This is a genomic window from Providencia sp. CIM-Carb-044 (genome assembly GCF_033901115.1).
GTDB classification, from domain to species: domain Bacteria; phylum Pseudomonadota; class Gammaproteobacteria; order Enterobacterales; family Enterobacteriaceae; genus Providencia; species Providencia hangzhouensis.
Map to the genome: position 1 here is coordinate 53,074 of NZ_JAXADV010000007.1, position 23,882 is coordinate 76,955.

General features: G+C 45.4%; 22 protein-coding genes. 3 read left to right on the plus strand and 19 right to left on the minus strand.

Features of this window, described 5'->3' with window-relative positions:
- Nucleotides 1-63: 63 nt before the first annotated feature.
- Nucleotides 64-486, minus strand: a complete 423-nt coding sequence (locus tag SJ312_RS14490) for a hypothetical protein (RefSeq protein ID WP_162762193.1) — start codon at nt 484-486, stop codon at nt 64-66.
- 161 nt (nt 487-647) lie between these two features.
- On the opposite strand from SJ312_RS14490, the gene SJ312_RS14495 reads away from it, so the two are divergent.
- Nucleotides 648-1,052 (plus strand): DUF6896 domain-containing protein, encoded by a 405-nt coding sequence (locus SJ312_RS14495; protein WP_042847052.1) that lies wholly within the window; start codon nt 648-650, stop codon nt 1,050-1,052.
- A gap of 36 nt (nt 1,053-1,088) precedes the next feature.
- On the opposite strand, the gene SJ312_RS14500 is transcribed toward SJ312_RS14495, so the two are convergent.
- The 9 genes from SJ312_RS14500 to SJ312_RS14540 form a co-directional block, all read right to left on the minus strand.
- Nucleotides 1,089-1,385, minus strand: a complete 297-nt coding sequence (locus SJ312_RS14500) for a hypothetical protein (RefSeq protein WP_042847053.1) — start codon at nt 1,383-1,385, stop codon at nt 1,089-1,091.
- Between the two features lie 54 nt (nt 1,386-1,439).
- Nucleotides 1,440-4,835 carry a hypothetical protein gene (locus tag SJ312_RS14505; protein ID WP_042847054.1) on the minus strand — a complete coding sequence of 1,132 codons (3,396 nt, stop codon included), beginning with the start codon at nt 4,833-4,835 and terminating at the stop codon, nt 1,440-1,442.
- Nucleotides 4,836-5,962: 1,127 nt separating this feature from the next.
- Nucleotides 5,963-6,874 carry a RepB family plasmid replication initiator protein gene (locus SJ312_RS14510; protein ID WP_042847057.1) on the minus strand — a complete coding sequence of 304 codons (912 nt, stop codon included), beginning with the start codon at nt 6,872-6,874 and terminating at the stop codon, nt 5,963-5,965.
- 875 nt (nt 6,875-7,749) lie between these two features.
- A complete protein-coding gene (locus SJ312_RS14515; protein ID WP_191901268.1) occupies nt 7,750-8,088 on the minus strand; it encodes a hypothetical protein in 339 nt (112 codons plus the stop codon).
- Nucleotides 8,089-8,091: 3 nt separating this feature from the next.
- Complete coding sequence (locus tag SJ312_RS14520) at nt 8,092-8,613, minus strand: hypothetical protein (RefSeq protein WP_191901267.1); 522 nt, start codon at nt 8,611-8,613, stop codon at nt 8,092-8,094.
- A 132-nt stretch (nt 8,614-8,745) separates the two neighbouring features.
- Nucleotides 8,746-9,261, minus strand: coding sequence for a hypothetical protein (locus SJ312_RS14525; protein WP_042847059.1), 516 nt, complete (start codon nt 9,259-9,261; stop codon nt 8,746-8,748).
- Between the two features lie 31 nt (nt 9,262-9,292).
- Nucleotides 9,293-9,634: a hypothetical protein gene (locus tag SJ312_RS14530; RefSeq protein WP_042847060.1), complete on the minus strand. Its 342-nt coding sequence runs from the start codon at nt 9,632-9,634 to the stop codon at nt 9,293-9,295.
- Complete coding sequence (locus SJ312_RS14535; protein ID WP_166268273.1) at nt 9,603-9,986, minus strand: hypothetical protein; 384 nt, start codon at nt 9,984-9,986, stop codon at nt 9,603-9,605. The genes SJ312_RS14530 and SJ312_RS14535 overlap by 32 nt, the downstream gene beginning before the upstream one ends.
- A 67-nt stretch (nt 9,987-10,053) precedes the next feature.
- Nucleotides 10,054-12,453: a phosphoadenosine phosphosulfate reductase family protein gene (locus SJ312_RS14540; RefSeq protein WP_166268271.1), complete on the minus strand. Its 2,400-nt coding sequence runs from the start codon at nt 12,451-12,453 to the stop codon at nt 10,054-10,056.
- Nucleotides 12,454-12,603: 150 nt separating this feature from the next.
- On the opposite strand from SJ312_RS14540, the gene SJ312_RS14545 reads away from it, so the two are divergent.
- On the plus strand, nt 12,604-13,770 hold the full coding sequence (locus SJ312_RS14545; RefSeq protein ID WP_166268269.1) for a hypothetical protein: 1,167 nt from the start codon (nt 12,604-12,606) through the stop codon (nt 13,768-13,770).
- Nucleotides 13,771-14,039: 269 nt separating this feature from the next.
- Here the strand turns inward: SJ312_RS14545 and dnaB are convergent, their stop codons facing one another.
- The 4 genes from dnaB to SJ312_RS14565 all read right to left on the minus strand — a co-directional run bounded on the left by dnaB (nt 14,040) and on the right by SJ312_RS14565 (nt 17,818).
- Entirely contained in the window at nt 14,040-15,449 is a 1,410-nt protein-coding gene (gene dnaB, locus SJ312_RS14550) for a replicative DNA helicase (RefSeq protein WP_042847063.1), read from the minus strand.
- An 8-nt stretch (nt 15,450-15,457) separates the two neighbouring features.
- Entirely contained in the window at nt 15,458-15,820 is a 363-nt protein-coding gene (locus SJ312_RS14555; protein ID WP_042847064.1) for a hypothetical protein, read from the minus strand.
- Between the two features lie 115 nt (nt 15,821-15,935).
- Nucleotides 15,936-17,078 carry a ParB/RepB/Spo0J family partition protein gene (locus SJ312_RS14560; protein ID WP_042847065.1) on the minus strand — a complete coding sequence of 381 codons (1,143 nt, stop codon included), beginning with the start codon at nt 17,076-17,078 and terminating at the stop codon, nt 15,936-15,938.
- A gap of 191 nt (nt 17,079-17,269) precedes the next feature.
- Nucleotides 17,270-17,818, minus strand: coding sequence for a hypothetical protein (locus SJ312_RS14565; RefSeq protein WP_166268267.1), 549 nt, complete (start codon nt 17,816-17,818; stop codon nt 17,270-17,272).
- A 608-nt stretch (nt 17,819-18,426) separates the two neighbouring features.
- Between SJ312_RS14565 and SJ312_RS14570 the strand changes: the two genes are divergently transcribed.
- Nucleotides 18,427-19,428, plus strand: coding sequence for a tyrosine-type recombinase/integrase (locus tag SJ312_RS14570; protein ID WP_196053769.1), 1,002 nt, complete (start codon nt 18,427-18,429; stop codon nt 19,426-19,428).
- 3 nt (nt 19,429-19,431) lie between these two features.
- Here SJ312_RS14570 and SJ312_RS14575 read toward each other — a convergent pair.
- The 5 genes from SJ312_RS14575 to SJ312_RS14595 all read right to left on the minus strand — a co-directional run bounded on the left by SJ312_RS14575 (nt 19,432) and on the right by SJ312_RS14595 (nt 23,882).
- A protein-coding gene (locus SJ312_RS14575) for an IS3 family transposase (protein ID WP_094963266.1) occupies nt 19,432-20,600 on the minus strand; the annotation gives its coding sequence in 2 pieces (ribosomal slippage) (nt 19,432-20,351 and nt 20,351-20,600; 1,170 coding nt in all).
- A 42-nt stretch (nt 20,601-20,642) separates the two neighbouring features.
- The gene (locus SJ312_RS14580) at nt 20,643-21,971 is read right to left on the minus strand and encodes an NERD domain-containing protein kinase family protein (protein WP_204162592.1); all 1,329 of its coding nucleotides are present in this window, start codon (nt 21,969-21,971) and stop codon (nt 20,643-20,645) included.
- Between the two features lie 605 nt (nt 21,972-22,576).
- Nucleotides 22,577-22,966 (minus strand): hypothetical protein, encoded by a 390-nt coding sequence (locus SJ312_RS14585; RefSeq protein ID WP_042847106.1) that lies wholly within the window; start codon nt 22,964-22,966, stop codon nt 22,577-22,579.
- A 40-nt stretch (nt 22,967-23,006) separates the two neighbouring features.
- On the minus strand, nt 23,007-23,288 hold the full coding sequence (locus SJ312_RS14590; RefSeq protein ID WP_042847108.1) for a hypothetical protein: 282 nt from the start codon (nt 23,286-23,288) through the stop codon (nt 23,007-23,009).
- 87 nt (nt 23,289-23,375) lie between these two features.
- Complete coding sequence (locus SJ312_RS14595) at nt 23,376-23,882, minus strand: GNAT family N-acetyltransferase (protein ID WP_373370580.1); 507 nt, start codon at nt 23,880-23,882, stop codon at nt 23,376-23,378.

Consider the following 23,882-nt stretch of genomic DNA (forward strand, 5'->3'; position numbering starts at 1 on the left):
TGTGATTGGTTTTGCTTCAGGCAAAAAAATGCCCACCGAAGTGAGCGATTAAAACGGGGCAACTTAACCTTTCCCGTTGATGATCCGAATCAACCTTTCATTCTGCTCCTGTGCCAGTGCTTCCGCCATTTCCTGAACGGCCATCATACGTTTGGTTGGCATGGGCTCGCTGAACAACGACGCAGTAGCAATAGCTTCAAGATACTCAGACTTCAGCTGATTTGCCTCTGCATCAGCGATGGGGAAAGTAGGTAACGGTACGCGTTTCGCGATGGAGGTTGCGACAGATTTCTGCGTTTTCATCGCTGAATTAGTCACAACAAATAACAGGAAATATCCCGCTAAGATACCCAGGCCAATTTTAGCGATCTTTGCTTTGACTCCTTTCGCGGTCAACATGGCTATCGCTGAACAGGTAATGCCCAGGCAAATGAAAAAGAGCGCCCCACCAGAGGTAGAAGCCACTGCGGTGAATAAAGTGATCATATTTCCTCGCTTAAGTGTTGTGGTAGACCAGGATATTGTCCCCCGTAGACAACCGGTAATGAAATTTCTAATCCTCATTTTAAAAATCAAGCCCCCTCTAACTTGACAAGACCGCTAGCGAGGATATTGTTTTGATTAAAATTAATAACAAGGTGGTTAATATGGACAGTCGTCTTCGCGACCTAATCAATGATTATTTAAAACGCGTTTCTGAAGCCATTGAGTTAATGAAGCTCTCAGGGTTCGAATTGCCAATATCTAATAACGCGTGGGCAGGAAACAGCATTCCACAAAGCGGGGAGTTGCATAGTGGCATCAGGTATTTCAAACATGGTTACGGATGCGCCGTGCATTTACGAACGGGCACTATCGATTTTGATTTTGGAGAACACGGGGAATTCAATGGTTTCGATTTTTGGCGCTTATCCGGCTTTGCAAAGGACAATTTAAGCCAATATGGATTTCAAACACCTGATGAATTAAAGCAATGTTTCGACGCTGAAATAACGAAAAGCAATCTGCTTTATTCTGGTTACATTCTTTATTATCTAAATGAACAGCAATAGGCCGGAAACCGGCCTATAAAAACACATATCGCCTACTTATCCGTGAAAGAAAATAGGCATGTTTAATACTCCGTGAAAGAAAATAGGCATGTTTAATACGCCGCTGATAAAGTCCTTTTCAGCTTTCAAATCACGGTAAAACGGTGAGTGAGCCTCTGCCAGTGCCAACAACGCACCACGCTCCGGACCAAATTCATTCACCTGCTGGGTGATCTCCGCAAAAATTTTACGGACGGTTTCCAGGTGACTGGCTGGTAAGCCGTCTTCCTCCAGTAACTGAAGGAATTCCGTGAACATCACATTGCGCGGGATCGGGTTATATTCTTGAGACACATTCACCTCCTAAATGCCCTCAGGGGCGGTTGATAATGCTATTCATACACTGTATTAATTACGCGTTGTCCAGCGTGTCACGCCTTCAGGCAATGGCACTTCCACCTCGGAGAAGTAACCGGTCTGGTATTTTCTCGCTTCTGAGTTACGCGAAAAGATGTAATGCAACGCCAGTTCTTTGTTGGCAAAAGTCATCCTGGTAAAGGTTTTCACTGGTGCAATAATGCCCTCCAGACATTGATTTTCGTTGTACCCAACAGGGCAGATATCGAACCAATGAGCATGGTTGAATGGTGCTTTTGTCTTCGCAATCTTCGCTTTATTCGGATCGTCATAACGCTGAGGCAACGTCACTTCAATCACATCGACAGGGGCATCCTGGTGGAGGTGAGGACTACCAAGCAGTGTATCGATCATAGGCCTGCCGCTTTCATCGCGTAGGCTCTCTGCAAGCCACAGCGTGCTCTTAGAACGATGTGGATGTGACACGTATTCCTGTGCGTAGCGCCAGCGGACATCAAAGCTGTGTATTTCGGATACAGAGTTGCTATTCAGTGAATAGTCCAGCCCGCTGTATTCGAGATCCTTGTTCGTGCTGAACATGTTCACGTCGGGCATTTCCTTAGAGGAAAACATCCACATGTCAGCAGCCTTTGTGCTCAGTTCTTTGATGCGCCCTTCAGGGTGTTTGTAGAACGATGCATACATCTCCGCCAGACCGCTCTTGGCGCTCTCACTTTCCAGCAACTGATAGATGCAGTGTACCGATCGGCTTATAGAGCCCACGTACACAAAGTTCCATTCACTGCCTTCAATGCGGATGCCGATCGGGATCATCAAAGCTGGAACCTGGACTTGCCCACCCGTCTCATGAACGTAGTTCATCTCGTAGTAAGCTTCTTTCCAAAGATGAGACATTTCCGCCAGACGTCTTTGGTTGGCTGGGTTTAAACGATGTAGATCACCGGCTCTGCTTTCCACAAAGCTAAACGCTTCCTGTTTTTCTTCATAACTGCCAAAAGCAGCATTCAGATTCTTCCACGCCTCCGCCTCCGGCCATTCAAAAATTGTTGTTTCCGCCACATTCGAGGCGTTCAGTTTCACCCAGCTGCGTGAGCCTTCTTTGATTCCCGTTTTCGTCAGGTTGAAGTTAATGCGCTGCACCCAGATATGCGGCTCTATCCGATCATCACGCTCACCATCCGTTGGCGCAACGTACAACGATAATTTACCATTCGTGTTCACAATGAGGCGCAAAGGTGCGGCCTTAATTATGCGCGCAAAATCGACTATCTGAGGCAGCATATTCATGCCCCGGCAGGCGATCATGTCCATCACGCCCAGCAGGTTTTCCCACTGCGCTTTGTCGGCCATCGCCTCTGCCAAAGGTGCTCCACGGTTCGCTGCACGCCATGCCATGACTGTTTTGTCGATAACGGTATCTTGGTCGGCTTCATTCCCCACACGCCCTACCACCAGCGCTGCTTTCAGCAGGTCGCGAGACTTCTGCTCTGACTGACGCTCTTCTCGTAGGTACTTAGCCAACGATTTGAACAGCGCAATGTAGTAGGTGTGGTCCGAGCGCACAGCCCGAGAATAGATGTAGTGCTCCAGATGCTCAGCGGTGACCGCGTCCAGGCACAGGTAAGGCAAACGTGCGTCGTCTTCCTTCCACTGTTTGTTGTACTTTTCGATACAGACGTTGACGTTATAGTCACGCGTCACACTTCCTCTCTTGTTGCTATAACTGGTCTTGCTGACTGGCGCTTTGACATTCAACAGGCCGTCTTTGATAAAGGCTACAGCTACGTTGCGGTCGTCTTTAAAGTCCACGGTAAAACTAAAGGAACCATAGGAACGATCGTCATTTTCTTTGGCTGCACCTGGCGCAGTCTCTGGGTTCGCCAGTGAATGCCATTGGCACATCACACGAGAGCCGCTACGTAGGTGACTGTTTGCCCATTCGATGAAACCAGCCAAGGATGGATACTTTTTATTTTCTGGGTTACTCAGCATGCCTGTACCGTCAGCATCATGAATGAAGCGGCAATGTTGCTCTTGGAATTTCATCGACACAAAATTCAGACCCAGACTCCGGTCGTAGAAATCACCAAATAGTTGTTCCCGATGGTCAAGCCCACAACACATAATCAGGAAACGTTTGTAGTGCAGTGCCATGCGCTCATGCGCCTTCAGCCGATCAGAATAAGCGACGTTTTGGAATTTAATTTGTTCCCCATCCATCCCCCGGAACAAGCGCTCTTGCTCATCCCGAGACGGGAACAGCATGTTCGCACCCAGGTGAGACTCCACAGGGGACACGATGCGATACAGGTTTTCGCCGTCGCGAACCATCAAGAATACCTTGGCATTCTCGCTGTTATTAATAAGGTTTTCCATACGGTCTTTGTAGTCGATATAGCGGCGAGTCGTTGCCATGACCAGTACGCAGCGCGGCGAAGGGAAAATTTGATCCACCAGCGCATGGGTATTGCACAGCGCTTGATAGAACTTGTCCAGGTCACCAAAGTCGAACCAGTCACTTAAGTCGTGGTAGATGGCCAACTCTTCATCGACCATCAATTTCTGCTGAACAAAGGTCAGAGGCTCATTGCTGGGAGCGGACTGCCCTTTACGGATCACCTTCACGTTGACGTCTTTGCCAATATAGAGATCTAAAGACTTGATACCGTCCATCAGTTTGTCAACCTGAGAACGCGCATCTTCTGTTGCAGCCAGCTGCGCCGCTGCCATTTCGGCAAAATAAGGCACCACAGCCTGAACTGCCGCTGTAATTTCGATATTACGCTCTTGGATCCACTCGGATTGGATTGTCGCTATTTGATGGTTTTGCTCGGCCGCATCACGCATGTTCTTGATATCGGCTTCAGTCACGCCCGCTGCAATAGCATTACCCACCGAGCCTGTAGCCAGGCGAATAGCGTTATTACTGATAGCAGGCATGGTGCTCGCACTTACACCTTTCTTTGCGGCTTTTTGCTCAATACGTTCTGTCACAATAGCTTTCATCGCCTCAGGGTTAGCGAGAGACTTCGACAGAGATTGAGTTAGATCGGTAACACGCTGCTGGCACAATGCGACTTCAGCATCACGGATCTGACGCGCATCATCAGCGAATACAAAAAGCTCAACAAAGTCATTAAACAAGAATCGGTGCTCTTTGACAGTTCGCTTAACACTGTGAGAAACGCCGTCTTTGTCTACTGTGACAAAGGTTGCGTATTGCTCGTAGTGCTTCGGATGTGCGCGGAGGATGACGGTATGAAGCTGATTTTCAACCCAACGTAGGGATTCGATGAGAAGTACCTCATCCATCAGGATAGCTTCTTCTGGGATATCCTGCATTGCGCGCCAATATTGCCCGCTTTGAAGTGAGTTGAAACGCTGGATACGTTCGACGTGTTCTTCACGAACTACAATGCCTGTCATGGCTCTGCCCTCAATTGTGATTCATTTTCTATTACTATCTTTACACGTAGTGAACAGCTGACGAATAGGTCACAGGCGCACAGAAAGACATATTTGAATAGGGATAGAGGGATCTGACCAGCGCATGTTTGCAGGGCGAAACCACCTTCATTCACCTGCATGTTTGCAGGAGGAAACTCCGCCCCATCGTTACGCGTCTGCGGAAAACAGCATACTTGCAAGGGGTAAAATCAGCTCCTACGCTGCATGTTTGCAGGGGAATAGCATATTTGCAGGGGGTAAACTCAGCCCCTCCGCTGCATGTTTGCAGGGGAATAGCATATTTGCAGGGGGTAAACTCAGCCCCCTCCGCTGCATGTTTGCAGGGGAATAGCATATTTGTAGGGGAATAACACTGCCGTTCCGCTGCATCTTTGCACGGGAATAGCATATTTGCAGGGGAATAACACTGCCGTTCCGCTGCATATTTGCAGGGGAATAGCATATTTGCAGGGGAAATTCCCTGCCGTTCCGCTGCATGTTTGCAGGGGAATGCATATTTGCAGGGGGAAACTCCAGCCCCTCCCCTACATGTTTGCAGGGGAAAAGCATATTTGCAGGGGAAATTCACTGCCGTTCCGCTGCATGTTTGCAGGGGAATGCATATTTGCAGGGGGGAAACTCCAGCCCCTCCCCTACATATTTGCAGGGGAAAAGCATATTTGCAGGGGGGAAACTCCAGCCCCTCCCCTACATGTTTGCAGGGGAAATTCACTGCCGTTCCGCTGCATGTTTGCAGGGGAATGCATATTTGCAAGGGGATAAACTCAGCCTACTACTGCATGTTTGCAGGGAAAAGCATATTTGCAGGGGGGATATAACTGCCGTTCCGCTGCATGTTTGCAGGGGAACAGCATATTTGCAAGGGGATATAACTGCCCCTCCGCTGCATGTTTGCAGGGGAACAGCATATTTGCAAGGGGATATAACTGCCCCTTCGCTGCATGTTTGCAAGGGAATAGCATCTTTGCAAGGGGATATAACTGCCCTTCCACGACATGTTTGCAAGGGAACAGCATGTTTGCAGGAGGAAATCACGGTTCCTCAATAACATGTTTGCAGGGGGACGCATACGCCCTGGAATATACTTAATCCAGGTCGGTATTTTTCAACAAATCTGGGTCACGCGAATTGATTGAGAAAAAAACTTGTCGCTTTCCTTTCGACACCCTATAGCCTTCAGTGTACTTGAGGTATTTGACGTCTTCTAATAACTTCATTGCCCTTCTAACCATTTCAAGTTGCTTATAAGGGTCTGAGCGCATATTTAAACGCTTCATCAACCTTTCAAATGAGACTATCTGCACCCTATTCTCACTGTTTGGCAACCCTTCAAGAAAAGCATAGATAGCCTTTGCCACTTCATTTCTTTTGATCGCAGGGAATACCTTCAGCTTCAGAACGCGCTTGTAGTCCATTTTGTACAAGTCACTTAATTTTGGATTGAATTCCAAAATAACTTCGTTTGCAGCTGTATCCACCCTGGAGAAATTCAACAAGTGAGTTGTAGCACTAATCAAATCATCGCCAGTATCTTTGTACACAGATATTGAAGTGGATGTAATTTTTCGAAGTGATTTAGCGACCCTTTCTTTCAGGATTTTGTTAATTTGCCTTGTGTTGTAATCACACATCTTTGCAAAATCACTGAAGGGAAGCACAACTTTATTGTCTACCATTGGATATTCACTGAGTGACTGAATTATTGAAAGCCAGATACGAAAGTCTGTATCCATATCTAATTTAGGCCCAGATATGGTGACTCTGTCATAACCTTCGCTATTAACAATCTCAAGGTTTCTCAGCTCTTCCGAAGCATCCATCACCCTGCTACCAACATTTTTCTTTTCCCTGCTACTAACGGGACTAAAAACACTAAGCCTAAGCAGTGAGATAGGTTGAATCGATCGCGTATCTGTTGATGATATGTAATCAATTTCGCCCGTCGTCTTGTTTTTTACTTCCACAGACAGGCCTAAATCATTAATATCCTTAGCCATAGTTATTCCTAAAATATTATTATTTGTTAACAGGCATTTTGAGCCTTTGCATATTTGCAGGGGGATGTATAACATGTTTGCAGGAGGAAATCAGCATATTTGCAAGGGAAAAATGCATGTTTGTAAGCTGATCTTGCATGTTTGCAAGGGGAAATAACATGTTTGCAAGGGAATTTAACTCTGCAACTGGTTGAAAATAAAATAAAATATCAACCTTAGATCACTTAGTTGTTTTTAGTTATTTAAGATCACAATAGATCCAATTATTAGATCACTCCTGTTAATAACGGGGATAACTTCCTTACCACCCTTCAATTTACTTTAAAAACTCTAAATGTATTTCCATTGGGAAAAATAATTTCAAATCCTACTTTTTCACTCCGCATCTCTATTAAAAACCGATGCCTTTCCGTCCCTAGAAATCAGTGGATTATTCAGTAATAACTCCTTTCCTTCATTCTTGCATAAATCAAAAACCACCTTTAATTGATTGATTTTAAAGATTAACTATAAGGATTTGGTTTCCTTTATTTGTCCACAGCCGGAAGTAACATATACATGTTTGCAGGGGAATGATTTGCATGTTTGCAAGGGAAAATATGCATGTTTGCAGGATGATCTTACATACTTGCAAGGAGAACTTACATATTTGCAGGAGGAAACAGCATGTTTGCGGGGGAAAAATGTTCTATAATACTTTGATAGTATTAATCAATCTCGCCCTTAGATCCCTTAGGTCTTTTTAGATCAGTTATTAGATCAAAAGATCCAATTATTAGATCATCCCTGTGAATAATGGGTATAACTATTTGAAAAGCGGACATCTGGAATGCAATCCGCTTAAAGTTTAAGTAGCCACACGGGATCGAATTTATTTAAAAAGCAATATTTTTTGCCAGACCAAAAACAAAATCATTAGTGAATGTAAAATCACGCCACACCAGGCAACCATCCGCATCACGAATTTCTACCTGAGTTGATGTCTTACTATAACGAATGATCTCAATAGTCTTTCCAGACAAACCACCAGCTCTGATCAATGCTTCTGTAACCTTCAGACCTTCTTGTTGACGAAGGTCATATGCATTGTCATCCGATTCAGTGGAACCCTGTTCAGCACGGGCAATTTGAGCCTCAGCAGAGCGAAACAGGTCAGCCAATTCTTTCCCTTTATTTCGCTCTACACCTGCAAAAACTTCTTCTAAATACGTCATATTTTACCCTTGTGACCAATTTGAAATGATCGTGCTTGTGAAACCAACGATCTCTTTTGAGATCACTTCTTCGGCTTGGAATACTTCGATGCAAATTTCTTTAGAGCCAGAAGCGAGTTCTACCCGACACAATGGAAACGTACCCATAATGTCCCGCTTAAGCTTCGCCAAAAGCTCGCTAAGTGATTTTCCAGGGATCTTTGGAGCTAAGTGAGCAGGAACTGAAACTTGCAGGCAAATCGCCTCAGGGGCGTTACAAGCGCTATCACACATCAAACTCATCGTGCCATAACCGACCAGTGAACGATGATAGAACACCGCTTCACGGGTAGCAGACTCGTGATTGGAGATCAGCGCATAACCATTTTTTTCCAATTCTAGATAGTCGCTATTAGCAATACGCTGAGAGTAGTCCTCACCCCAGGATGCATTATTACGGCCTTCAAAACGGGCATGGTGATAGTGAGACTTTAAAAAAGCATAATGCTCTTCACGGGAAGGCATGGGAATGTGTGAGTAATTCATCAGTGTTTATTCCTTTGCGTATCAGACTTTCAGTATCAAGCCTCCCATGCAGCTGACAAAGGGGTAAACACAACGGAAATCGAAAAACAAATTTAGTTTGTGGAAATGGGTGGGTAATCCCACCCACTGAAATTACTGGCCGACGTTGGTTAACACTTCACGAATGCGATCAATGGTGGTTTGGGCTTTATCATCCCCCACTCCCGCCCCCCTATTGTGAATTTCGGCCGCAATATGACACACTTGGTCAATGACCATTTCAGGAACTGCCTTCACCACACTTTCCGGACGTGCTAATACGAGATTCATTTCGCAAACAGTGACACCAGCACGACGTGCCATAGCTTCACGTTCACCTGCCGCTACACGCAGATCGTCAATCGATTGCAGCATCGCTTCATTATCTGGCTTACACCCCAGTTCATCGGCAATCTCTTTAATGCATTGCGGAAGCACATCGTCTGAGAAGTGCTGAAGCCGGAACTGGATCAGCGCCAGCTGTTCATCCGGTGTTAAGCTCACGCCTGCCCCCCAGAATGAAAGGCGATTTTTCATGTCCACGAGTCGGGCATGGTTGGTCAGAATATTGGCGTTGCGGGTACCATCAACATCAGGCCCAGCATTCGTTTTTTCAGGTGTCGGATTCATGAAAACCTCATTTTCGGAATGGGTGAATTTCTCAACTACAGTTGCACTTCAACATGAGTTGCTGAAATGTCATGTCGGACATTTTCACTACTTTCTCAGGCACTTCAGCACCGAGACTCTTCAAGTGTGCTCTCAGTTCGTCCCGCTCCTTCATCGTTTCAATCAAGAGCCGAGACACCTGTGCTGACCACTCTGGCCGCATGTGGACTGGCGACTCCGGATAATTGTTCCAGTGCGCCATCATGGTTAAAGCCACGCGCAATGTGTCGCGTTCGAAAACCGAGAGTGACTTAACGCAGATCCCCGGAGGGAATTTTTCCGCCTTAATTAATTTAAGATAGTTAATTTGAGGCCGATTGTTTGCCAGGCTCATGATGCCTCCGTAAAAAAGCAGGTTTTGTGATAATAACGTCCACATCCATGCAACGATTGTCCTGACACATTTGCGCCTGACTTTTGTCGTAGAGCATCAACGCGACACGCTCGCCGGGCAGAGGCAGATCTTTTTCTGCCGGGATCTCACCCACTACATCAATACGGACGGTACTTTTGTTACTGTACAGGCTTAACCCGTCACGTTTTTCAATATCGACTCGGTATTCAGCGATGACAGAATCGGTTTTCTCCTGGCTGGGCATCAATTCGAACCCAGCGATCAGAGCGCCCCCTAACACCATAATCAACGCACCATCTAACAACACATCGGTCATATTCGTTTTCATCATTCATATCCTGTATGAATAGTAAACTTCAATACTGACTCAACTTGTACTGCCGACGAAATTAAGCGTTTCACGCTGCCTCCTGAACGAAGCGCTCCATTGTTCTCACCACGAGACGGAAGTGTTTGCTTAGCGCAACAGGGTCCCGCCCAGCCATTTTGGTGATGGGATCGGAGTCATGCTTCAGCATCAAGCCATCATCCAGTCGCCACAGCATCCGCAGATACTCCAGTTTCAGTTGATTGACGATCACTTCTCTCAGATGCTGAGAGAGCCCCTGGCAGCTTGTAATTGCATTACGACGAGTATGTTGATGGTAACGACGAAAAGCGCGCTCAGTGGACGTGCCGGACTTACTCAGCTTCAACGAGCACCAAGCACTGGTATGTCCGATCACGAAAACCGAAAGTGTGTTTTTGGCCCTATTTTTCTCTTGCTGCATGGATAGTTCATCCTCGCGCGTCAAAGATGCACGGATCCATTGACCGGTTGAGGTCTGATTCGCCAAGTGCCACTGCATGGTGAATGCCAGATTAGCCCACCAGCGTAGACGGATGATACTGGCGTTCACTTTGTTGGCGATCAGAAACTGATAGCGTTCCGTCGTTAGTACACGCAGGTCTTTACGAGACGCAATCCCATCCATTGTCTGATGGCCGTTTAAGCCCAGGCTGCGATAAGTTTGGCCGCGCTGCATCATGCGGTTGTACAGTGCTGACTTTCCTTTGCACAGGGAAACTGCACCGAAGCGCAGATAAAATTGAGCAGCACTGCCGGAGGTGTATTGCCCAGCCAATACCGCTTCACGCAGTCGAGGATATTCCTCCCAAATGATGAACTCAGCAGCATCCGCGTCGATGGTCACTTCACTGTCCTCGCTGAAGCTAACCACGCGACGTTTTCCGTTCGGCGTATTGATAATGCGGCTGGCACGCTCATCGTCGGCACCGTTAAAATAGGCCATTTCAGCGATGGGATCAGCCAGGCCATCCATACCGGAATCATTACCAAACTGCCCGACCTTGACCCACAATGCTTTGGGCATAGGGGTCTTTGGGGTGACAGGCATTTCAGGCTCATCTTCCAGTAAGTCGAGCTCACCTTTTGCCCAGACGCGGCGATAGATTTCCAGAGCATGAAACGGTTTTTCGTTAAAATGGTGGAATGACCACATGAAGTCTATATGGATTAACGCAACCTCACTGACAATGCGAAATTGAGGTGACGCCATGCGGCGGTTGTGGGCGGTGTTTTCCAGTTCGCCCGATCGAAGTTTATCGGCTACATCCTCAGCACGCAGCTGCTCAACGTAGTCCATACTGCAACAAACATGCAGCAGGCGCTCCAGGAAGCGCGGTGAATAGACATCAGGCTGAACCTTGATGAAGCCTCCAGCATACAAGGTGCGACCCACAGGATGCCTATCTTCCCACGCATTGCGACGCTTGGACAAAAATCTCTGAATACGGTTGAGCCCAGCCATGTAACCGTGGCGATCGTCATCAGAACGCAGAAGGTTTTCCATTGATTTATCGAGACCGACCGCCTGGCAAGCCCAACATCCAAACCGGCTCCCACAGGCTTCACTGGATTTTTTCTCAGAACCCGACCAAACACATTCCCCTGTTGCGGCCTTGTAGAGCTCAGCGGTGTCGTTGTTGCTGTCCAGGTAGCTCGGCAGCAGATACTTAGAAGCGCTTCCGGCGCTTAGCAGAAACTCCCACACGTCGCCCTGTAACCAATGCCTGATGGGGTACAATTCGCCGCCTTCTTTTGTGATCTTAACCTGACTCGCATTCCCGCCTTTTAAGGCGATGTTTTTGGCTCGGATAACGCCCTCTGCATCGCGGCTTCCCAGCAGCAAACAGACGCGTTTACCCACGGATTTTGGCAGGCTTTTCACGTATGCCGTTTTGGCGCGTTTGGCCGCAAAAATCTTCAAGTCGTTGGAGCACTGACGCACTGAGCTGTTGGTGAACGTGGGCAAGCCACGCCCCGTCAGTATCCGCCCCGTCCAGCTGGAGGTGAGCCCCGGTTTTGCGAGAACAATAGACAGCGGCAGGTTTTCTTGATCGATGAACTTTTCAAGCGCAGCCAGTTTCTGATCGGCGAGCCAGCGTATCTCAGGGGTTTCAATGCCAGTATCGGTATGCAAAAGGTAATGGTGTTGGCTAATAGGAATTCCCGCGCGAACAGCGCGCACCAACGCCATGAGGAATAAGTGCAGGACAATTTCGGAGTCTTTACCGCTACTCCAGGCGAGGGAGATCGTCCAATTATCAGCAAGGGCTTGGTAGATAGAAGCTGTGCCATTATGGATGAGATCAGCCATGCTGACTCCACGACTGGCATCACGATAGTTCAGGTCGGCATCTTCCTTCAGTGTTTGCCATACGGCCTGCCACTTATCCGCTTTTAAGACTGATATGGAAGGTAGTTCCGGATTTTTAAAGTTGAAGGAATGCTGCATAAATCACCTGTTATTTGTTTTGTTTACAGGATATTTTCTCATGAGGCAGACAGCTGACGAAGTAATGAGCGCTAAAAACAATTCTTTAGCTAGATAATTAAATTTATAATATTCTGTGATAAATTAGACTAAAACCTAAAAGGTTATCTCATGTGGCAAATTGAACTGGAAAGTATAATTAAGAAATTGGATTCAGATTACGAAATTGCGAAGGAGGAAACATTATGCTGTTCAGGGGCAGCTTATTGTGCTTTTGAAGCAAATACAGAAACCTTCAAATATGCAATTGGTTTTATAGAAAGATTTTTTTCGAATAGCAAATTCTTCACCTACATCCTAACATCCTATGAAAATCAAGAAATAATTAATCAGTATATTTCTAATGATGAAAGTAAAGACATTTCATTCGTAATTAAAGGGGCTGACATTTATAATAATTGTAACTGCCTACGCAGCCACCGAAATATTATTAGCCTTAGCTTTATCAATGAGCATAAAGAAAAAACAAAATGGAAATGCCATCATGGCGGCTCTTATGCATCTTGGTTGAGTGGTGCGCACGAAAGAATTGATGTAGCAACATATAACTTGCAACAAATAAAGTTAATTAAAAACAAACTTGAGTTATTTGATTTTATAGAAAAACGATATTACTATCCGAATGAAACATCAAGTGTTAATGATAATAAAATAACACAACATAAAGACAATTATAAGTATTACCATATTTTAGATAGTATTATAAAACAATTCAATAGGGATAAACCGAACGATCTAACAGAAAGAAATGTCGATATCGAATCAATTTCTCAGGAATACAATGCCAATGGAGTGAAGCTAAAACTGGTTGACGCACAGTTTGCCCGGTATAGCTTGTTATCTATTAATGAGTTTACTAACATAGAAAACGACGGTCCGTTTGGTGCTGTGTTTGACAGTCGAATAAATAAGAAATTGCAAATTAATACTTCTCCAAAGTTATTAAATATATTTAAAGAGTTGATCTCCTGTAACTATTTAAAAAATCTAGCATTAAAGCCAATGGGTATCATTGACGTAGGTTTCGGATTGGAATCTATAGAACGAGGCGCCCCTCTTGGTGCATCAATAAAAATGCTACCTTCATTATCTTGTTTTTATGGTGTGATATATAATGATAAATTAATAGTTTCACACAACAAAGAAAAGCAAGAAATAACATTTGAAGAATTAAGGGATGATTACAATCTATTGGATGACGGCTGCGTTGTTACTCAAGTTATTCACATTAAATATTTTATAGTCAAGAATGTGGAGAATACTTCATTGAGCATCTAGATCATGAGTATATTTTATATGATTCATCTGAATATACATTAAAAGAGGAAAAACCTGAACAAAAAGGCAGTGTAGATAAAATAAAAACATTTAAAATTGACAACTCGAAAATTCCTTTTTTCTATAAGCATAAAGGTAATTACTTGCTACTCATAATTCTTGAGCTATATTTTATGAATAAAGAATTATTGCGAGAGTATTTTGAAGAAGTAAATAAGAACAAATAGATAAGTTTAAAAAAAGCCAGAATACCCTGGCTTTGGTAACATTCAATATTCTTCAAACTGTGGTCCGGTGTAGTTGTCAAATCGCGACCACTGGCCGTTGAAGGCCAAACGAACCGAGCCGATAGGCCCGTTACGCTGCTTACCCAGGATAATTTCGGCTACCCCTTTGTGCTCGCTATTCTCGTTGTAGACCTCGTCACGGTAGATGAACATGATGAGGTCCGCATCTTGCTCTATCGAACCCGACTCGCGCAGATCCGAGTTTACGGGTCGTTTATCTGCTCGTTGCTCCAGTGAGCGGTTAAGCTGCGATAAGGCCACCACGGGTACCTGTAGTTCCTTCGCAAGCGCCTTCAAAGAGCGGGATATTTCTGCTATTTCCTGTGTTCGGTTGTCTTTCAACGCCGGAACCCGCATCAACTGAAGGTAGTCCACCATGATCAGGCTCAAACCACCGTTTTCACGAAACACTCGCCGTGCCCGCGATCGCAATTCAGTCGGAGTTAGGCCGCTGCTGTCGTCGATATAGACGTTTCGTTTTTCCAGCAAAATGCCCATCGTGCTTGAAATACGAGCCCAATCTTCGTCATCCAGTTGGCCCGTCCTGATTTTGGTCTGGTCAACGCGGGACATGGAAGCCAGCATACGCATCATGATTTGTTCACCTGGCATCTCCAGGCTGAAAATCATCACAGGCTTGTCCTGTGTCATCGCTGCGTTCTCACAGATGTTCATCGCAAAGGTGGTTTTACCCATTGAAGGGCGCGCTGCGACGATGATCAGGTCGGACTTTTGGAGTCCGGCTGTCTTTTTGTTCAGATCGGTGTAACCCGTATCGACGCCTGTCACCCCGTCATGCGGTGTTTGGTACAGCTGCTCGATGCGCGTTACAGTTTTCTCCAGAATGGCATCAATGCCCATCGGCCCGCTGTCTTTATTAGTTCGAGCCTCTGCAATCTGGAACACACGGCTTTCGGCCAGGTCCAGTAATTCAGCACTATTCCGACCCTGGGGATCGTAACCCGCATCCGCAATATCATTGGCCGCAGTGATCATTTCCCTCACTACGGCACGCTCACGCACGATGTCGGCGTAGGCTGTGATGTTAGCGGCGCTTGGGGTATTTTTCGACAGTTCGGCCAGATAGGCAAAGCCACCGACCAAGTCAAGCTGGTTGTGTTGCTCCAGTGCTTCAGCAAGTGTGATCAGGTCAATCGGTCGGCTTGATTCCACCAGCCGTTGCATCATGGTAAAAATACTTTTGTGGGCACGGGTAAAGAAATCCCCTTCCACAACACGTTCGCTCACCAAATCCCAGCGTTCATTGTCCAGCATCAGACCGCCAAGAACGGATTGCTCCGCTTCAAGTGAATGGGGAGGCATTCGAAGACCAGCCAGACGCATATCTTGTTCAGTGGCGATCGTGGACGAACGTTGATTTTTCTCTTTCATCACCGGCCTCACAGCGTGTTTCGTTGCGCGATTTGGCGTTCACATTCAGCCGCCAAGGACGGGTAATGCTGTGCAATTGCAGAATACAGTTGCTGGCTCATGCAAGAGGCTTCACGTTCCTGCCCAGAGCTACGATACGCATTTTCTTTATCGTGATCGTAGTTGCTGAGCAGCTGTCGAACGTAATTCACTTTTATGCGAGCCAGAAACGCGTCGGTGTTTTTGCCTTTTCGGCGAATGGAATGGCCTTTCCCCAGCGCGCGCGGCTTACAGCCTCGGCTTTCATAGTGGGAGATAGCTAACGTTTCCAAGGAAGCGTCATCAATGACGCGGATGGTGATTTTAGGCAGGATAGGCAGTGCGTGATCCATAAAACCTCCGAGCTGCCGTGACGTTATTTTTTTATTGAACGGCACGGGCGGTGTAGTGAAGTGAGATAAAAAAGGCCGGAGAACCGGCCTAATCTTGCGAAGACAGCGCGTTGGTTTATGCCTCAGCGTCGCCCTCGCCTTCACCGTCATGAGCCTCAGTGGCTTCTTCATTGCCTTCGTTTTCAGCCTCAGCAGCTTCTTTCGCCGCCTGTTCGGCTTCCTCTTCCAGCTTGGCCGCTTCTACATCGCTCAGCGCTGCCATCAGCTGGCGGGCAACTTCAGGGGACAGACGCAGCACCACTTCTTCCGGCACGGTCTCAGCGATTTCAATCTGGTTTTCGTGCTCAGCCGTTGGTGCGGGAGGGATCTGCGAGCGCAGCTGATCCAACGTCGGCAACAGGCTTTCGAAGGTTTTGCGCACGACTTTTGGTTTCACCTTGGCTTTCTTCGGCGAAGACACATAGCGCGCGGTGACGCGGTTTTTACCTGCTTGCTCGGCTTTAGCCAGAGAAGCCATCAGGATGTCGAAAGCGTCACGGTCGGTGCCTTGGCAATCAGTGATCACGTCAATCGCAACATCACCGGACACTTTATCGTCTCGTACCAATTTTTTAATGCGCTCTTCGGCTTTAGCCAGGATCAGGCTGCGACGAACGGTTACGCCGGACAGACCCAGACGACGAGCGATAGAGTCGATTTCGTGGCCCCAATCAACCAGACGGCGGAAACCTTCAGCGCGCTCAATCATCTTCAGGTGCTTGGTGTTGGCGCTTTCGATCATGTTGAAGACTTCTTCGTCCTTACCGCCTTCGAACTCTTCAATGATCAGCTTTTCAAATACTGCACCTTCAGCGATAGCGGCCATCAGGCCGGTGAAGCGGTGGTGACCGTCGATGATTTTCAGGCGAGTCACACCGTTCACAACAACCACTTTAACGCGGATAGCCGGGACGCTGCTCGGGTGGTTCAGGTAGGCGTTCTTGAACATCTCTGCGCGCTCTACATCAACCTCACGCAGGTTCAGGCCTTCTTCAACGTACAACCATGAGACGCTGACCGCGTACACGTTGTTTCGACCAACGTTCAGCTCTTCAAACAGCGCGCTGTTTGCAGCTGTTTTGCGCTCTTTGGATACGAAGTCGCTCAGACCACGCAGCGTGGATGGGGCCTTGTCCATCTGACGCATGATAGCGCCCAGATTGCCCATCAGCTCGTTGTCACGGGAAGCTTGGAAGATTTGTTGTACGTTGATAGTCATGATAGTTACTCCGCAAATTGTTATTGGTTGTTTACGTGTTTGTGCTTACTTCTGAATCCAGTTAAACACGGCGTGTACCGGTGACGAATAGCAAATGCGGAAAAAAATAGTCTTTTTTCGATTGTTTTTTTATCGATGGGAAATGGGCGTAAAAAAAGCCAGTATTGCTGGCCTTTGGTTGGAGAGTTCCGTTACTGTGAGTTGGCTTTCGCTTCCGTCATGATTTTGTTCATTGCAGCGGCAAGCTGCTCGCTTTCACCTTCGGTGTAATCCGGCCAAGGAACGAAAGGACGATTTGTTTTGTTCAGCAAAGAGAAACCTGTAGGGCACCGCCATTGCATTGGAGTCGTTTGACCTTCAGTGAAGTTAACCAACATCAGTTCTTGCTCGCAAGTGACATCTTTCACACCACCGATCTCAATCAGGCGGGTGCTCATTATCCCAAAATGTTCATCTGCAAACTTCAAGTGGTCATAGGCCGCAAATGTGCTGTAAAGGCCGACCCACAGAAGGATCTGGATATTAAGGATAGTGCCTATCTGTCCGAGAGTTTTTTCTTTCATGGCTTTGCGTAATAAAAGCGCGGCACCAAACAGCAAGTACAGGCCACCAGCCAGGAAAAGCCATACAGGTAAATTGGAGCCTGATTGGTCCACCTGTTCAGAGCCTGCATCCATCAATGATTTGATGAATGGAGCAAGGAGCAAGAAGAAAGCCGGAACATAGAATAGCCAAGTCAATTTTACTTGTCCGATAGCTGCTATACGTTTTTCCTTGTCAAGGCTCGCTTCTTCTAGCACAACTTTCATTGTTTTTGCGAAGGAAAATATCGCTGCGATCATAAATAGGACCGTCATTATTAAATACATTTACTCTCCAAAACTCAGGAATACATACTTTGAAGCAATGGTACAATGTTAATAATTAAAATAGTAATTAATTCAGTCGCAAATTGAGGGGCATTTTCAGGTAACGGTAAATGAACTGCCACCCTTCCCCGTGTGGTGTACGGTAATCCAGGCGCGGTAGATGCTGCTTTGCATCGTGTTGATTATAGTTTTTCGATGCAGTATTGAATTGGAAAAAATGCGCGAGCTCATGCGCTACCAGCGCCCGAAGATGGTCTAGTCGGTTAATGGAATAAAATGAGCCAATTTCCTTATCCTTGCAAACATGCGCGTACTCGTGAAAGTAGCATGCAAACATGCGCAGGCCGTATATTTCGACCAAATCCGTCTCGAAGATGAGTAACCAGTACTGAAAGGTTAGGTGCTAATATAGTACCTAACCTTTATTTTCAATGTGTTATGTGAATATTCGCGTGCTGATGGTAATTCAAGGGGCACCAATGGCACATGTACATTTCATGTATATTTCATGTAATTCTCGTGGTTATTATATTTGGCAAAAGTCATATGTAGGAAAGCTAATTCGATTTGACTTGAGAACTAGAGATCTACAAATCGCTCATAAACGTTCAAAAATTCTACTTAGTACTTTTCATCGATTAAAAAAAGAATGCACTGATTTTGATGAGATCAGAGCACATTTAATTAATGAACGAGATATGTTCATCGAAGAAGGGATTCATTTAGAGGCAAACTACATTTATTGGATTAATAGCGGGAATTTACCTAGTAGACAGCAGAATGATAGCCGCTTTCAAGCTAAAGGGCATAAAATTAGCCAAGTTGCTGATGAGTGGTACAACGAAATGAAATCTGAATGGAGGCCATTAACATTTAAAGGTAACAAGGCTGCGATTGATTATTTAATTAGCCTATATGGTGATAAAGATATTCAATCATTTAACAAACCAAAGGTAGCTAGTTTTAAAAAGGCTTTAAAGAATAAGTATAAGTCTGAATTCTCTAGCCAATCCATGTTTAAGAAAGTATCAGCTCTTTTTAGCTTTGCCGCTGATAAAAGGGATTATATTACTAAAAATCCTTTTAGTAATATGGGATATAAGAAGATTAAAAAAATTAACCCTAGAATCTCAGTATCCACTGAATCACACAAAAAAGTACTTGAACTTATAGAGCACAAATCTCATCTGTGGTGGCTTATACAGGTACTATATTACACAGGTATGAGAGTGACCGAATGTATACAGCTAACAGAGCAGGATTATGTATACATTGCGGATAAAGGACAAAAGATAGCTTGTATAAGTGTTAATGATAGGGATGGTAAGAGGATTAAAAATTCAAGTAGTATAAGAACTATACCAATTCATAAAAATTTACTTCAAAGCGGAATTATGGATGAGAAGCCTGTATTTCCATGGGCTGTTCATAATCCAGTATCTAATGCTGTAGCAAACCTATTTAAAAAAATAGATGTGTAGTGGTCAACTAAAATTGGCCACGGTTTTAGAGTTTTTCCGGTATTGGTTTTCTGATTCGTTTGGTGGTAATCCACCGTTATATTCATGCGGCCTGACTTCGCTGTAATACCCGACGATATAATCCGTTATTGCATGGGCTGCTTCACTGAAGCTGATGTAGCCGGTCACCGGCACCCACTCATTTTTCAGACTTCTGAAGAAGCGCTCCATCGGGCTGTTATCCCAGCAGTTACCACGCCTACTCATACTTTGTTTTATCCGGTATCGCCACAGTAACTGTCGGAACTGCCTGCTTGTATAGTGGCTACCCTGATCACTGTGGAACATGAGCCCGGATGGCTTATTTCGTATTTCCCATGCCATTTTCAGCGCTTTGGTTGTCAGTTTGCTGTCCGGAGAAAATGACATTGCCCAGCCCACGGGTTTCCTTGCGAACAGGTCGAGTACAACGGCCAGGTATGCCCAGCGTTTACCGGTCCAGATATACGTTACGTCGCCGCACCATACCTGATTGGGCTCTGTCACTGCGAACTGTCGCTCAAGGTGGTTCGGGATAGCAATGTGTTCATGACCGCCACGTTTATACCGGTGAACAGGCTGCTGACAGCTCACCAGCCCCATCTCCTTCATTAGCCGTCCGGCAAGCCATCGTCCCATCCGGAAGCCCCTGTGTGTTGCCATTACAGCGATACTTCTTGCACCTGCTGAGCCATGACTGAGGCCGTGCAGCTCCTGAACCTGACTACGTAATACGGCTCTCCTGCCGTCCGGATTGTCAGGCCGGTTTTCCCGGTATCTATAGCTGCTGCGGTGAACTCCGAACACGCAGCAAAGAGTGGCCACAGGATAATGCGCTCTGAGTTTCCCGATCACCGAGACCTGTTCAGGGAGTCTGACATCAAGAGCGCGGTAGCCTTTTTTAATATTTCGTTTTCCATTTCAATACGTTGAATTTTTTTCTTCAGCTCACGTATCTCAATTTGTTCCGGCGTGATAGGGGATGCTTTCGGTGTTTTGCCTGCCCGTTCGTCCCGTAATTGCTTTACCCACCGCGTCAAGGTGGAAAGCCCGATATTCATGGCTTTCGCGGCATCTGCAACTGTATAGTTCTGATCCACAACCAGCTGGGCTGATTCACGTCTGAATTCTGCACTGAAATTTCGTTTTTTCATTAAGGCACCTGTGTTGTTCTGAGGTGAGCATATCACCTCTGTTCAGGTGGCCAAATTTATTAAACCACTACATAGGTAAATACCATCCATTTTTATAGGAGGCTTACCAAATGCTATATAGTGGCATGCAGCAGTAGCTAAATATACATCTCGAGTAAAATGTGTGCCGTCTGAATCTTCGTATAACTCTTCAGGTGTAGCAATCTGATTGTGCTGAAGAATTTTACGAATATTAGAGACTGTTTTATTTTGCGGATCTGGATACGTTGCGGTCAGGAAATTAGACAATACTACCTTACTAGGGAGGGACACCCAGATACTGTGATTACCAATATCACGGTGAGCCACATCTATATCATGAAGATTCGCAAGACGACTAACAAGAGCTTGAATTAAGTTAATTCTATTTTCTTCAGTAAGTTTTAAACTATTCTTTCTAATAAATGTATCAAGACGCTCTTTTTTGTTTGGCCACTCATACAATTCAACAAAGTCAGAAGATAACTCACTAGGTAAATATTCTAATCGCAAATATGTATCCCTAAGATCTTCATCCTGACTTGCTATATAACCGAGTACATCACTTTCTCTGTGGGCAATTAGCGACCTCTGTTCAGGTGTTCTGGCATGCTCAATGATACAAGGAGAAGTAAAGTCCCAGCGCCGCATTAGTGCTTTATAATTATGATTATCAGAACGTTGACTCAGGTACTCTGCATAAAGTCCATCACGATGCCGGAATTGAGGTTTACCTTGAAGAACATAATTATTGATAGAAAAGTCTTTGGCTTTAAAATCAGCACTATTATTAGAGAAAATCCTATCCCACTGTTTCAGGTTCTTATTAGGCGCATCTTCCTTACGCTTAATCATCCACGACTTATCTTTGAAGTATTGTTTATAAATCTTATCATCACCAATTTTTGAAAATTCTTCTAACGAGAAAACGTACTCTTGTTCGTCAGGAGGAAGATCATCTTTGGTTGCGGTTCCACATAGAACCACACAAAAATCAACCCAAGGTATAAACTTATTGCCCAACCTTTCTTTTAATTTGGTTGAGAGTATCTTTGCAGATCTACGAGACTGATTAACTCCATGTTTTCGATGTTCTTCATTACCATTAGGAAACTGAACTACCCATTGACCGTCCTTCGAAAAAACTCTTCCTGACCACTTTTTAAACTCAACATTTATTATTCTATCGTGAGTGATAATAATTAAGTCACCTTCAAATTCTCCACTTTGTCTACCTCGCATTTCCAAGGATGAATAACCTTTCCAGTTTTGAGGTAGACTAGCTTCAAGTTTTTCATTAGCTTCTCGTTCATAACTGTTAATTCCTAAAGGGTCCAAGCATTTTATTTTCATTATTTTTATTCCTAACTAACCTAAAACATATTGGTTATTGACGTACATAAATCCTGATTTATGATTTTAATTTCTTTGTAAATATGTTATTTCTATTTTCGACCTACGCGTTCTGACTTTCTACAGCCATTGCATTCTCTTTACAAATAATATCAAATAACTATATTGCTGTTTTAATGCTCGGTTGTGACCGATTTCCATCATTTCATCAGGTTTTTATCTTTAAAGTTGTTCCAACGCACATTGCTTTCATTTTATCTAAACATTGACTGGGCACTGGTTTGTCCCATAGTTCAGCGTGTTCAGTATTTTTTAGCTCATTTTAATGTCAGATGAGTAAAAAGTAAGAACTACAAAAATGGGATTGCAATACCACCTGTTCAAAATTTCCCTAAATTTCATCTAGTTGATTGAGTACTTCCCTGTTAACATGGAGTTTCCCATCAATATGATCAGCCAACTAATTTACTTATATTGGATTCATTTTACTGAATAAGCGCTACTTTAGCATTTTGTTTTCCTAGTTATAGGACCATTATCCCGGCTTTTGACTGCTGGCAAAGAAAAGCCCGGACATTGCCGGGCTCAGTTCGCACTCGCTGATCTTACTTCTTGAACAAACGTGAGATTAACTTAATCCCGAATTTATCCAGGCCGTCAAGTTGCTTATTGATGACTTGTGACAGCGTATGGATTGACAACAGACTCATGCCAATGAACACACAGATGAACAGCAATGTGATGCATCCCGCCCCACCAGCAACGAGGTATCCCCAAAACGTTGTTGGGGCATCAATGATGGTCAGACAACCGGGCTCAGGTTGCCATTGCCAAGAAAACCCTCGGAGCGCATAAGGGAAAGCATCAAGCCCGTTCATAACGGTGGTGATCAGCCATCCCGTCCCGAAGAGCAATGCCACTCCAGAAGAGAACAGCAAGAACATAAAGGTAATGCCCGCCCCTCTGGGCAATTCGCGGCTTTGTTTAAAAGTCATTACGGCCTCTCGATTTTGACAGCAACACTCTGCTATTGGTTTATGGCTTAGCCTTTGTGTTGACTGCTTCGGAGAATTGCAGCCCAGCTCTTCTCAGCCAGAAGGCCACCGCCTTTTCAACGGCATCTTTGGCTGCGGCCATATCAGGGAAATGTCCCAGATCGCCTTTGAGGCCTGGCAGGCTGCAACGGGTAGCATAAGCCTCCTGCCCACGCGTATGCGTCGCATCGTAGTAAGCTGAACCGATCTTAAATTGACCCAAATAAAGTTGCTCGCCTTGGTTCCAACGGCTTTCGCTCGGTTTCCAGTTAAGAGTTGTCATTGCGGTGTCTCGATCGTGAAAAAGGTGCTTTCATTATGCGAGCAGTAAGGCGGGTGACGAAAAAAAAGCCCTGCATTCCGGGCTTGATCAGTTTGGATGAATACCCATTGCGAGTTGCAGATCGGCGAGTGTTATCATTAGCATCATAGGGTCAAGTGGTGAAGGGACGAAACCAATGTGTTCATAGAAGCGTTTAGCATCATCAGTTAGAGCGTGGACCACTATTCCTCGTATGCCCACCAGCCCAGAGGCCTGAATAACACGATGACAGGCATCTTTGACCAATCCCCTTCCAACTCCAAGCCCTTTAGCTCTTGTATCCACTGCCAGTCTACCGAGAAGGATGACTGGTATGTCAGAAGGCATATTGCGGCGGAATCGGCCAACAGCTTGATTGGTGCTCACAATCCCGGAAGACAAGGCATAATACCCCATCACTTGGTTATCAGAAGTGGTTACAAATGTTCGTGAAGCTCCTGAGTTTTGATTACTCATGGCCCGATTTTTTAGCCAGAGATCTAAAGCCTCTTCACCAGATGAAAAGCCTTCCAGCAAATGGCCTGTTTTGAGGGGTTCGGGTGCTGTCAGCTTCAA